This is a genomic window from Bradyrhizobium sp. 164 (assembly GCF_023073715.1).
In the GTDB taxonomy this organism is placed as follows: Bacteria; Pseudomonadota; Alphaproteobacteria; order Rhizobiales; family Xanthobacteraceae; genus Bradyrhizobium.
In genome coordinates this window covers 273,308-285,689 of the sequence record NZ_JADPKA010000110.1, presented here as the reverse complement: position 1 = coordinate 285,689, position 12,382 = coordinate 273,308, and the positions used below count along the sequence as shown (strand labels likewise).

Here is a 12,382-nt window from a genome sequence, read left to right as displayed (position 1 = left end):
GATTGCAATCAAGTCGAGCGCCCCGGGGGTTACCGGGATCCGACTGGGGCTCAAGAACTGGCGATGGGGATCGAAATGAAAAAAGTGGCTTTGTTGGCAACGGCGCTGGCAATGGTGACGGGTTCGGCTTTCGCGGCAGACATGCCGGTCAAGGCATTGAAAGCCCCGCCGCCGCCTGCCTTCGATCCCTGGGACATCGCTTTTGGTGGCGCGATCATGAGCGACTACATCTTCCGCGGTATCAGCCAGTCGAACCACAAACCGTCGGTCGCCGCCTATTTCGAGCCGCGCTACAACGTTACCAAGGACCTCCAGCTCTACATCGGCGTCGCCGGTGAGAGCATTTCCTTCCCGAACCGCGCCGCGGCCGAGATCGACGTCTACGGCGGCATCCGCCCGACCTTCGGTGCATTCGCTTTCGACATCGGTGTTTGGGGTTATCTCTATCCGGGTGGCACCTGCTTTTACGGCGCGCCGACTGACACCGCCGGCAACCCGCTTAGCGCGCAGTGCGCCGCCAACGCTCTGCTCAACGGCAACGTCATGAAGAAGGACGTGAGCTTCTTCGAAGTCTACGGCAAGGTGAATTACACCATCAACGACAACTGGACCGTTGGCCTGAACGAGTACTATACGCCGAGCTTCCTGAACTCCGGTGCGTGGGGCGACTACGTGTCGATCACCGCCAAGTACACGGCGCCGAGCACCTTTTTCGGCTCCAGTGGCGTCGGCATGTACGTCTCGGGTGAGTTCGGCCGCCAATTCCTGGGCACCTCCGACTCGTTCTATGGCACCGGCTTCGCTGCGCCGGGATTCGCTGGTCCGTTCCCGAACGGCATCAAGTACGCCGACTACAACACCTGGAATATCGGCATCGGATTCACGTACAAGGTATTCACGCTCGACCTGCGTTACTCCGACACCGACCTTTCGAAGGCGAACTGCAACGCCTTCACCAGCGACTACACGGCAGGCTTCAACGGCAGCTTCAGCAACATCAATCCGACTGGCGTCGGCTCCAATTGGTGCGGCGCCGCCGGCATCGCCAAGCTGTCCTTCGACCTGACAGCGATGACCAACCTGAAGTAAGTTTCTTCCCGAAACGACTTGATGAGGGCGGCGGAGCAATCCGCCGCCTTTTTGCTTTGGGGTCGGGTCTCTTCGCAAACGCCATGCCCGGGCTTGTTCCGGGCATCCACGTTCTTTGGCACTGTCGCGCAATGAGCGCGTGGATGGCCGGGACAAGCCCGGCCATGGCGACGCAGAAACGCGGCGCGTTGTCGCGAGGAAGACTTGGCATCCGTTCTAAGGAGAACGCAGTGCGGATTGCCCTGCGCCTCAACGCGCCGCGCTCGGCTCCGCTGCAGCCCGTTCGCCGCCGAGGACGTGAATCGCACCGTCCTTCACCAGCGCCACCTTGCGGGTGTGGAAAGCGTCGAGCGTCGAGCGGTGGCCGATCGAGACGATGGTGGTCTGCGGCAGCTTCTCAGCGAGCAGCCGGTAGAGCCGGGCCTCGGAGGGTTCGTCCAGCGAGGCGGTGGCCTCGTCCAGGAACAGATAGTCCGGCACATGCAACAGCGCGCGGGCGAGCCCGAGGCGCTGCTGCTCGCCCAGCGAGAGCATCCGATTCCAGTGACCGTTCTCGTCGAGCCGCTTTGCCAGCCGCGGCATGCCGACCGCGTTCAGCGCCTCTGCGATCTTCTCGGGTGCGATCGCGCCACGCCCTGCGGGGTAAATTACGGCGTCGCCGAGCGGGCCGATCGGAAAATACGGCCGCTGCGGCAGCATCATTAGCTTGGCCTTTTCGGGAATCGCGATGGTTCCGGTGCCGAACGGCCAGATTCCGGCGATGGCCCGGAACAGCGTGGATTTCCCGGAGCCCGACGGCCCGGTCACCAGCACCCGCTCCGCCGGCTGGATCGCGAAGGTATCGGCCGCAACAAGCGGCTCGCCGTTCGGCAGCTTTACCAGCAACTGATCGAGACCGATTGCCTTGCCGCTCGATGGTGCAACGCCGATGGTCGGCTCGCGCGTCGCCGTATGGGCCGCCGACCTGACCGACATCTCGAAACCGTCGAGACGGGCAATCACCGAGCGCCATTCCGCGAGCGAGCGATAGGCTGTGACGAAAAACGAGAGCGCATCTTGCACGCTGCTGAACGCCGAGCCAGTTTGCATCATGTCGCCGAGCTGAATTCTCTTGGCGAAGTAAGCCGGAGCAACGACCACATAGGGAAAGATCACTGCAGCCTGGCTGTAGCTTGCCGTGAAGGCGGTCAGGCGCTTGGTCCGGCTCATGATCGCGTACCAGTTGCCGATGACGAAACCAAAGCGCTGCAGCAGATTCCCTCGCTCCGCACTCTCACCTTTCAAAAGCGCGATCTGCTCGGAATTTTCGCGTACGCGGATCAGGTTGAAGCGGAAGTCGGCCTCAAAGCGCTGCTGCTCGAAATTGAGGTTGATCAGCGGAGCACCGATCCAGTGCGTCAGCGCCGTACCCAGGATCGCGTAGACCAGCGCACACCAGACCAGAAAACCCGGGACGATGATGTCTGTGCCGTAAATGTGCAGCGGCGCCTTGTCCGACAGACCCCAGAGGATGACGACGAACGAGGCCAGCGTCACGATCGACGACAGCAGGCCCAGCCCGAGGGTCAACGTCTGCTCGACGAAATTCTTGACGTCCTCGGTGATGCGCTGATCCGGGTTGTCGGCGGGGTCGCCCTTGAGCTGGATGCGGTAATGCGTCGAGCCGCTCAGCCATTCGCCGAGATAATGCTGCGTCAGCCACCGTCGCCAGCGAATCTGGAGCCACTGGTTCAGGTAGAGCTTGTAGACCGCCAGCGCGACGAAGGTGAAAGCAAGGCCGAGAAAGATCCAAATCTCTCTGACGAACCGGTCCAGTTCATATCCCTGGACCGCACTGAAGAATCGGTTCTGCCACTGACTGACGAGAACATTGATCGCCACCAGCGCCAGCTCCATGGCAATGACGGCGGCGAGCAGGCCGTGGCCGGCCCATTTGTCCTCCGATCGGAAATAGGGGCCGGCGATTCGCCAGACGATCGCGAGCGTGGCGCGGATGTTGTTCACAGAGCTGGGTCTCCTAGAGGGGATGTGCATAACGGCCCGGAGCCAAATGGCTGAGGCAATGACGGAAATGGGCGCGCTTAGACTAAAGTCGCAAGTTCTGCAATTTGCGTTGGCTTGTCGCAGCTTGCAACCCTAGCATGGGGCTCGACGGCGCGGGGCGGGGTGACCAGGGTTTCGCGAGCTTGTGAGCGGACGGGAACCGCCGCATTCGTGAGGAATTCGCGTCAAGCTCAGGGGTTATCGCTTCCAACGTCAAGCAGGATCGGCTCTCCACGCGAGTCGCCTGCCGCAACATGCGTGGGGGAGGAAGACCATGTGGAATCAAATCTATGATCCGCTGCACAGCCCGGTGCTGTCGACGATCGCGGCAGCTGTGCCCGTCGTCACGCTGCTGGTCCTGATCGCGAGCGGGCGCGTCCAGGCCCACATCGCCGCAATCATCGCCGTGATCGTGACCAACCTGATCACGATTTTCGTCTTCACCATGCCCGCGAACATGTCGATCCGCGCCTCGGTGCTGGGCATCGTCACCGGGTTCTTCCCCATCGGCTGGATCGTCCTCAACGTCATCTTCCTCTACCAGGTGACCGTGACCACCGGGCGCTTCGAGCTCTTGAAGCGCGCGGTCGGCGGCGTCACCGAAGATCGGCGGCTGCAATTGTTGCTGATCGCGTTCTCGTTCGGCGCATTCTTCGAGGGCGCCTCGGGCTTCGGCACGCCGGTCGCGATCACGGGTGCGGTGCTGATCGGCCTCGGCTTCTCGCCGCTGGCGGCTTCCGGCCTGTCGCTGATCGCCAACACCGCACCGGTCGCCTATGGCGCGCTGGGCACGCCGATCCAGGGCCTTGCCTCCGTCACCGGGCTCGATCCCTACATCCTCGGCGCCATGGTCGGCCGGCAATTGCCGTTCTTCTCCCTGATCGTGCCGTTCTGGGTGGTGTGGGCGTTCGCGGGCTGGAAGGGCATGAAGGACGTCTGGCCGGCGATCCTCGTCACGGGGGTGTCGTTCGCGATCCCGCAATTCGTCATCTCCAACTACATCAATCCCTGGATCGTCGACATCGGTGCGTCGCTGATCTCGATGGGCGCGCTGATCCTGTTCCTGAAGGTGTGGCAGCCGAAGCAGCTCTGGCTGTCGCCGGCGCTCCGCGGCCGCGACGAATCGGCCTCCACGATGGCGGCGGCAAAGCCGCTCGACAAGACGCCACTCACGCAGGGCGAGCTGTTTAACGCGTTGCTGCCGTGGATCATCGTCTGCATCGTGATGCTGGTCTGGGGCAGCGGCGCCTTCAAGGGCTGGGCGAACTCGATCTTCACCTGGAACTATCCCGTGCCCGAGCTGCACCAGATGATCAACAAGATGCCGCCGGTCGCCCCAGGGCCGACCAAGGAAAGCGCGGTGTTCGCCTTCACCTACCTGTCCTTCACCGGCACCGGCATGCTGATCGCGGCGATCATCTCCGGCTTCCTGATGGGCGTCGGTCCCGGCCGGCTCCTGACCGAATACGGCCGCACCATTCGGCTGTGCGCGATCTCGCTGATCACGATCTCAGCGATGCTCGCGATCGGAACGCTGACCCGGCTATCCGGTGTCGACGCGACGCTCGGTCTCGCCTTCGCGGCAACCGGCGTGCTCTATCCCTTCTTCGGCACGCTGCTCGGCTGGCTGGGCGTCGCACTGACGGGATCGGACACCGCCTCCAACGTGCTGTTCGGAAACCTGCAGAAGATCACCTCCGAGCAGCTCGGCCTGTCGCCGGTCCTGATGGCCGCGGCGAACTCCTCCGGCGGCGTGATGGGCAAGATGATCGACGCGCAGTCGATCGTAGTCGCCTCCACTGCGACCAACTGGTACGGCCACGAGGGCACCATCCTGCGCTTCGTGTTCTGGCACTCGATCGTGCTCGCCTGCCTCGTCGGCGTGCTCGTGACGTTGCAGGCCTATGTCTGGCCGTTCACGGCGCTGGTGCTGAAGTAGCGGTCGGCGCCAGGCTGCGATGCAAATCCCCGCGAGGTTCGCCTCGCGGGGATTTTTGCATCTACATCCGCCTGCGCGAACCTTCTCAAGGGCGCCGCCGTCTTATAGAAGGTGCGCCAAGTCAGGTTGGTCGAGAGGTCTCATGGTTTCGCTCAGGCGATTGACGTTTGCGGCAGTGGCAATGTTCGCGATGTCCACGCTTGCGCGTGCCGAGGAGGGGTTCCCGTTCGGCACCGAGATGACGCTGGAGGCGCTGCCGCAGCCCGGCTCGAAGCGGATACCGAACATCGAGATCGGCGACAATGGTGAGGTCGTGCTGGAGCTCTGGTGCAAGAGCGGCAAGGGCCAGTTCTCGGTCGCCGGCAACACCGTGATCTTCGTCCCCGGCCAGATCCAGGACCGGTCCTGTCCGCCTGCGAAGGCGCAGGCCGACGACGAGCTCGTGGCCGCGCTCGGCAGCGTCGAGACTTGGAAGCGCCAGGGCGAGGTGCTCACGCTGGTCGGTCCCAAGCCGCTGCGCTTTCGCGTCAACGGGAATTGAGCGTTGGGCGCGAAACGCGAACCCGGAATCTGGAGATTGTGGCGCGAGATTCAGGGGCGCGATTGCGCACCATGGGTCGACGCTGGCGCGTCGCCCCGGAATGACTTCGTCACTTCCACACCGACTTGTCGGCGTCCCAGCGCTGACCTTTCAGCTCCCTGGCAAGCGCCTCGATCGAGCCGTTGTCGTCGGGCAGCTCGCCTTCTTCGTCGGGGCTCGCGTCGTCGGACAGATTGAGCCTGGCGCCGCTGCTTTCATCGGCCGTGGTCGTCGCGGGGCTTCCGATCCAGAGCATCAGCTTGTCGGTCGTGCCGGGCTTGTCGGGCGAGACGAGCCCTGCGACCTCGATCGTGTCGGTGAGCTTGAGCGCCGGGTGATCCTGGTTCGGCCGCTTGAACACCAGCTTGAGCTTGCCGGTGGCGGGGTTGAAGCTCTGTGAGACCGGCTTTGCCGCGAGCGTCCTGCTCAGCACGCCCGCAACCGCGGTCGCGAGCTTGTCGCGGTTGATCTTGTCGCCGTCGCGCCAGTCGGCGGCGGGGAAGCGGATGGTGCGGTCCATCTCGGTCATGCCCGCGGTCCACCCGGCGGCGGTGACGCCGGGCATCGCCTTGAACTTTGCTAGCAGTGCGCCCGCGCGCTCCGGATCGACGGACATGTTGATGGTCTGCTCACCGGCGCGCAGGGCGTCGCAGCTGACATTGAGGCTGGCCAGCGTCACCTCGACCTCCTGGCCCTTCAGGCTCTTCAGGAAGTCGGTCGCGGCATCGAGCTTGACCTTGACCGCGATCGCCTCCGGTGAGACGTCGGTGAAATCCTTCGGCTGCGGCGTGATGCCGTCGTCGGAGGTCTGGTTGTCCAGAAATTCCTTCTCGCTGAGATCGGAATTGTCGGACGAGGTGACCTCGGTCACGGCCTGGCCGATCGTGATCTGGCCGCGGAATTCGAACATGTCCCCGGCCTGCTTGCGCAGCAGCTTGACACTGACGGGCGCCTTCGCGCCGAGGCTCTGCGTCGTGCCCGTCAGGTTCTGGCCTGCAACCTGAAGATTGACGACGAAGCGGTCCTTGCGGTCGGAATTCTTCGCGATCGGATAGCAGACGTCGAGTACGGCCGCCGTGACCGTCTTGCCCTGACGCGTCTCCTTCAGGATCGCGTCGGCATTACCGTCCATCAGCCCGTCGATCGACGTGAAATAGCGCGTCTCGGCGCCGCCGGCCGTCGTGGCCTTCGGTGATAGCTTCATCTGGGCGGAAGCGACCTCGGGCGCAAAGGCGAGCAAGGCTGCCAAAAGGGCGGTCAAACAAACCAGGAGCGCGCGCATCGATGAAATCCTCGAGCCATCAGAATCGGCGCCACCGTAGTGGGTTTTGGCCGCCGGTTGAATCGGAAAGCGGAGGGGCAGGGTCGGCAAAAAAGAAGGCCGCCCGGAGGCGGCCTTCGGAACACGCTAACGGACGATCGGGCGTTAGAAGCCGCCCATGCCGCCGCCGGCTGGCATGGCGGGCGGCGCTTCCTTCTTCGGCGTCTCGGCGACCATGGCCTCGGTGGTCACGAGCAGGCCGGCCACGGAGGAGGCGTCCTGGAGCGCGGTGCGGACCACCTTGGCGGGATCGATGATGCCCTTCTCAACCATGTCGACATAGGCCTCGGTCTGGGCGTCGAAGCCGAAGGTCTCGGACTTGTTCTCCAGGATCCTGCCGACGACGGTCGAGCCTTCCACGCCCGCGTTCTCGGAGATCTGGCGGATCGGGGCTTCGAGCGCCTTCAGCACAATGTTGATGCCGGCCTGGACGTCCGCATTGGCGTTGGAGAGGCGGCCGACCGCCTTCTTGGCGCGCAGCAGCGCAACGCCACCGCCGGGCACGATGCCTTCCTGCACCGCGGCGCGGGTCGCGTTGAGCGCGTCCTCGACGCGGTCCTTCTTCTCCTTGACCTCGATCTCGGTCGCGCCGCCGACGCGGATCACCGCGACGCCGCCGGCGAGCTTGGCGAGGCGCTCCTGGAGCTTCTCACGGTCGTAGTCCGAGGTGGTCTCCTCGATCTGCGCCTTGATCTGGCCGACGCGGGCCTCGATGTCGGGCTTCTTGCCGGCGCCGTTGACGATCGTGGTGTTCTCTTTGTCGATCACCACCTTCTTAGCGCGACCGAGCATCTTCACCGTGACGTTCTCGAGCTTGATGCCGAGCTCCTCGGAGATCAGCTGGCCGCCGGTGAGGATCGCGATGTCCTCGAGCATGGCCTTGCGGCGGTCACCGAAGCCCGGCGCCTTGACGGCTGCGACCTTGAGGCCGCCGCGCAGGCGGTTCACGACCAGGGTGGCCAATGCCTCGCCCTCGACGTCCTCGGCGACGATGACGAGCGGCTTGCCGGACTGCACCACGGCTTCGAGCACCGGCAGCATGGCCTGCAGGCCCGAGAGCTTCTTCTCGTGCAGGAGGATGTAGGCGTCCTCGAGCTCGGCGGTCATCTTCTCGGCATTGGTGACGAAGTAGGGGCTGAGATAGCCGCGGTCGAACTTCATGCCCTCGACGATGTCGACTTCGGTGTCGAGCGACTTGTTCTCCTCGACGGTGATGACGCCCTCGTTGCCGACCTTCTGCATCGCCTGGGCGATCATCTTGCCGATGGCGGCGTCGCCGTTGGCCGAGATGGTGCCGACCTGGGCAACCTCGGAGGAGGCGGCGACCGGCTTGGCGCGCTTCTCGATGTCCTTGACTACCGCGGCAACCGCGATGTCGATGCCGCGCTTGAGGTCCATCGGGTTCATGCCGGCGGCAACTGCCTTGGCGCCTTCGCGCACGATGGCCTGGGCCAGCACCGTTGCGGTGGTGGTGCCGTCACCGGCGAGGTCGTTGGTCTTGGAGGCGACCTCACGCACCATCTGGGCGCCCATGTTCTCGAACTTGTCCTCGAGCTCGATCTCTTTGGCGACGGTGACGCCATCCTTGGTGATGCGGGGTGCGCCAAAACTCTTCTCGATGACGACGTTGCGGCCCTTCGGGCCGAGCGTCACCTTGACGGCGTTAGCGAGAATGTCGACGCCGCGCAGCATGCGATCGCGCGCGTCTCCGGAAAATTTGACGTCTTTGGCAGCCATATCTGCAATCCCTCGTGTTTGGTGTTGTGTTGCCGCGCTTCCCTTCGTCTTTGCCAGGCTCGATCCGGCAATCCATCTTCGTGCGAAGAATGAGGATGCCCGGGTCAGGCCCGGGCATGACAGTAGGGATATTCAGCGGCCGTTCAGGCGGATGGTCTTAGGCCAGCACGCCCATGATGTCCGACTCCTTCATGATCAGGAGCTCTTCGTTGTCGATCTTGACCTCGGTGCCGGACCACTTGCCGAACAGCACACGGTCGCCGACCCTGAGGTCGATCGGGATCAGCTTGCCGGTCTCGTCGCGGCCGCCGGGTCCGACGGCGACGATTTCGCCCTGGGAGGGCTTTTCCTTGGCAGTGTCGGGAATGATGATGCCGCCCTTGGTCTTTTCCTCGGCGTCGATACGTTTGACCACGACACGGTCATGCAGCGGACGAAATTTGGATTTAGCCATGACGTTTCCCTTTGGAGGCTCGCTTCGGAAGTAGTGGAAGTAGGTTGGGGCGGCGCTTCCGCCCACCCTCTTGCCGAGGATCGACGGCGCGCTTAGCAATCGGGCTCTCCGAGTGCTAATAGTGCGCCCGGAAATATGGCTTGGCCGCGATCCTGTCAAGCAAAGGTGGTTAAGCGATTGGTGAGGCGGATATAGGATGGTGGCATTGGAAACTCGTTCGGGGCGCCGGCGTATCAAACGACGGCATTGCTCCGGCAGCGGTTTTGCGCTTGGCTGCTGCAGGGGTGCGGCCATGGTCTTGTTCGGGGGAATGCCATGATCAGTTCAGCTTGCGCGCGCACGGTTGCCAATCTGGCCGCCGCGTCCTGTCTGGCGCTATTGCTGGGCGCCTGCGGCGGCGGCATGAGCCTGCCGTCCTTCTCGTCGTCTTCGCCGCCGCCCGAGGCTGAGCCCGGCACCGGTCCGGAAATGCCTGCGACGATCCGCGCCGACGAGATCGTCGGCCGCTGGGGCCTCGCCTCGTTCCAGAATCCGGCCGACCGGGCGCGCACCGAGGCGGCCGCCCGGGCCCAGTGCAAGAATCCTTATGTGATCACCGCCGGCTCTTCCGGCGGCGTGATCATGCATCTGGCCGACCAAGCGACTCCGCAGGAGCTGCGGCTGAAGGGCTCCCCGAGCGGCAAGAATTACATCGGGCCGGCCGGCCCGACGCCGGGCGACCAGGACCGCGAGATCATCTCCTTCGACGGCCGCGTGCTGATCACCCGTTTCATCGACAAGGACGCTGCCACCCGCTACGGCAACATGGTCTACGTCCGCTGCGCGCCGAGGGCGTGATTGACTTTTCCCCTCTCCCCTTGTGGGCGAGGGTGGCTCGCCGCGACGGCGGCGAGACGGGTGAGGGGTCTCTCTCCCCGAAATCCAACTTCATTTGAGTTCGCGGATACAGACCCCTTATCCGGCGCTTCGCGCCACCTTCTCCCACAAGGGGAGAAGGGAAGAAGGGCGCGCGATCGACGTCTCCAAAAACAAGAACGCCGGCCCCCAAGGCCGGCGTCTCGTTCTCATATCCTCGCGTCCGCTCAGTCGAACAGCGCGTCGATGTCGTCCTGCGAGGCGTGGCCGACGTCGCCGGCGAGCTTCGGGCCGTTGAGGAGCTTCTCGTCCTCGCTGCGGTTGTCGACATGCGCGGGCACATGGGCCTTGATCGCGTCGACGCCGCCCCAGATCTCCATCATCGCATTGATGTGCTGCTCGATGAACTTCATCGTGGTCATGACCTTGCTGATGCGCTGGCCGGTCAGGTCCTGGAAGTTGCAGGCTTCGAAGATCGAGATGACGCGTTCCTGGATGTCGTCGGCGAGCCGCTTCTGCTGATCGGCCGATTGCACCTTGGACATCGCGCTGGCCGCCTGGTCGATCGACTCGGCGGCTTCGAGGATTTGCTGGGTCGCCTGCTCGGTGCCGCCGACGACCGCGCCAAGCTCGCCATTGACCTTGGCCATTTCGCCGCCGTCGAAGCTCTTGCCGTGCAGCGTCGCGATCTCGCGCTTGGTGCGGTCGATGGCGTCGTGGATGAGGTCGAGCTCGACCTTCAGCTTCTCGCACTGTTCGATCTGGGCCCGGTAGGTCTCGAGCATGGTGCGGGCCTCGGAGAGCTCGTGGGTGGTGGAGGCATCGATCGCCGCCATGGCGGCGCTGCCGGACAGCGGAATAGTGCCCTTCGCCATCTGTGCGCGGATCGCTCGCAACTCGGCCATGATCTCGCTGTGCATCGGGATTGCCTCTTCGGTTTCGTCAAGAATCGGCATCTCGCCACCGACGATGTCTTCGACACGGAAACGTTTGCGGTGAACAGCCATCAGGTACTCCCCCACCTCACTCACGCGTCTTTGTAGGCAGAAGCGATTTAACACGAAGTTCACAGCAGGAACCGATGCGCGGCGTCGCGCGCCGCCGCGCAAGGACGCGATTAACCATGGCCTTGCTGCATTCACCGAAAATAAACGCTGATCGCCAAATTGCCCCGCGCTTGACGATGTGGTGAATCCAAAGGCTGCTTCCGTTTACCAAACAAAACGGCTTTTGCTTTTTATTGACCACGCCGAGGGACGCGGATCAGCCACCAGCTCTCCACGGCATGCGATCTAGACGAAACAGTACAGAGTACGTCGATGTTCAAGAAAATGTCCGTCGCGCTGCTCGGCAGCGCTTGCACCGTCATTGCGGGCGCAAACAGCGCCAGCGCCTTCGACAACAGGGTGCCGAACGATCCGCCCGCGGTGCTCTATGCCCCGCAAGTGCCGCCGGCGCCAGTGCGCGTCGCCTCAAATTCGAACATGGGCGGCGGCTTCATCGAGTTTCTATTCGGTGACGGTCCCGGTCGTGGTCCGGCCTACGCGCCCGAGCGGCCGGTGTATCAGCAGCAGCCGGCCTATTACGACCAGCGCCGTCTGCCGCCGATGGGCGAGCCGCAGATGCAAGGCGCGCTTCTGCAAGGTGCGGTCCAGCAGGACGCGGTCGATCCGCGGCAGCGTCCGTTCGATCCGAAATTCGAGAAGCAACTCGTCGATTATAGCGGCAAGGAAAGTCCCGGCACGATCTTGGTCGATACGCCGAACAAGTTCCTCTATCTGGTCGAGGGCAATGGCAGGGCAATGCGCTACGGTATCGGTGTGGGTCGTCCCGGCTTCACCTGGTCGGGCGTGAAGTCGATCACGGCCAAGCGCGAATGGCCAGACTGGACGCCGCCGGCGGAAATGCTCGCGCGCCGCCCCGATCTGCCCCGGCATATGGAAGGCGGCCCGGAAAATCCGCTCGGCGCCCGCGCGATGTATCTGGGCTCTACGCTCTATCGCATTCACGGCTCCAACGAGCCCTGGACCATCGGCACCAACGTCTCCTCCGGCTGCATCCGCATGCGCAACGAGGACGTCATCGACCTCTATAGCCGCGTCAATGTCGGCACCAAGGTCGTGGTGATGTGAACGTCATGCGCTCGATGTGAGCCGACCTCTGCGTGTCGCGCCAGCTCGCGATGCGCGGCATCGAAGGCGTTGCGTGCCGTCGGCGTACGCCTTCAGCTAGGGTCTATGCTCGCTGGCGGTGACGCGTCGACCCGAAACGATGGGCAAGCGAGCGGCGGCGACGAGTTGACGAATGGGAATGCGGTGCGCGAGCGGAGCGGTTCAACCGTCGCGCCGACCGCTCCGCCTTCCT

At 63.8% G+C, this 12,382-nt stretch carries 10 protein-coding genes; 5 read left to right on the top strand and 5 right to left on the bottom strand.

What is annotated here, in order from left to right; translation table 11 throughout:
- The first annotated feature begins 75 nt into the window (after positions 1 to 75).
- A complete protein-coding gene (locus IVB01_RS34250; protein WP_247277757.1) occupies positions 76 to 1,089 on the top strand; it encodes a TorF family putative porin in 1,014 nt (337 codons plus the stop codon).
- 249 nt (positions 1,090 to 1,338) lie between these two features.
- On the opposite strand, the gene IVB01_RS34245 is transcribed toward IVB01_RS34250, so the two are convergent.
- Positions 1,339 to 3,093: an ABC transporter ATP-binding protein/permease gene (locus tag IVB01_RS34245; RefSeq protein WP_247277613.1), complete on the bottom strand. Its 1,755-nt coding sequence runs from the start codon at positions 3,091 to 3,093 to the stop codon at positions 1,339 to 1,341.
- 313 nt (positions 3,094 to 3,406) lie between these two features.
- Between IVB01_RS34245 and IVB01_RS34240 the strand changes: the two genes are divergently transcribed.
- Together IVB01_RS34240 and IVB01_RS34235 are read left to right on the top strand one after the other, a co-directional pair.
- A complete protein-coding gene (locus tag IVB01_RS34240) occupies positions 3,407 to 5,071 on the top strand; it encodes an L-lactate permease (protein WP_247277612.1) in 1,665 nt (554 codons plus the stop codon).
- 142 nt (positions 5,072 to 5,213) lie between these two features.
- A complete protein-coding gene (locus IVB01_RS34235) occupies positions 5,214 to 5,612 on the top strand; it encodes an META domain-containing protein (protein WP_247277611.1) in 399 nt (132 codons plus the stop codon).
- A gap of 109 nt (positions 5,613 to 5,721) precedes the next feature.
- Here IVB01_RS34235 and IVB01_RS34230 read toward each other — a convergent pair whose 3' ends face one another.
- From IVB01_RS34230 to IVB01_RS34220, 3 genes are all read right to left on the bottom strand, one after another.
- Positions 5,722 to 6,933 (bottom strand): hypothetical protein, encoded by a 1,212-nt coding sequence (locus IVB01_RS34230; protein ID WP_247495212.1) that lies wholly within the window; start codon positions 6,931 to 6,933, stop codon positions 5,722 to 5,724.
- A gap of 144 nt (positions 6,934 to 7,077) precedes the next feature.
- On the bottom strand, positions 7,078 to 8,709 hold the full coding sequence (gene groL / locus IVB01_RS34225) for a chaperonin GroEL (RefSeq protein ID WP_247277609.1): 1,632 nt from the start codon (positions 8,707 to 8,709) through the stop codon (positions 7,078 to 7,080).
- 157 nt (positions 8,710 to 8,866) lie between these two features.
- Positions 8,867 to 9,163: a co-chaperone GroES gene (locus tag IVB01_RS34220; RefSeq protein ID WP_247277608.1), complete on the bottom strand. Its 297-nt coding sequence runs from the start codon at positions 9,161 to 9,163 to the stop codon at positions 8,867 to 8,869.
- Between the two features lie 315 nt (positions 9,164 to 9,478).
- On the opposite strand from IVB01_RS34220, the gene IVB01_RS34215 reads away from it, so the two are divergent.
- A complete protein-coding gene (locus tag IVB01_RS34215) occupies positions 9,479 to 10,000 on the top strand; it encodes a hypothetical protein (protein ID WP_247277607.1) in 522 nt (173 codons plus the stop codon).
- Between the two features lie 245 nt (positions 10,001 to 10,245).
- On the opposite strand, the gene IVB01_RS34210 is transcribed toward IVB01_RS34215, so the two are convergent.
- Positions 10,246 to 11,025, bottom strand: a complete 780-nt coding sequence (locus IVB01_RS34210) for a protein phosphatase CheZ (protein WP_247277606.1) — start codon at positions 11,023 to 11,025, stop codon at positions 10,246 to 10,248.
- Positions 11,026 to 11,337: 312 nt separating this feature from the next.
- On the opposite strand from IVB01_RS34210, the gene IVB01_RS34205 reads away from it, so the two are divergent.
- Positions 11,338 to 12,150, top strand: a complete 813-nt coding sequence (locus IVB01_RS34205) for a L,D-transpeptidase (RefSeq protein ID WP_247277605.1) — start codon at positions 11,338 to 11,340, stop codon at positions 12,148 to 12,150.
- Positions 12,151 to 12,382: the final 232 nt, after the last annotated feature.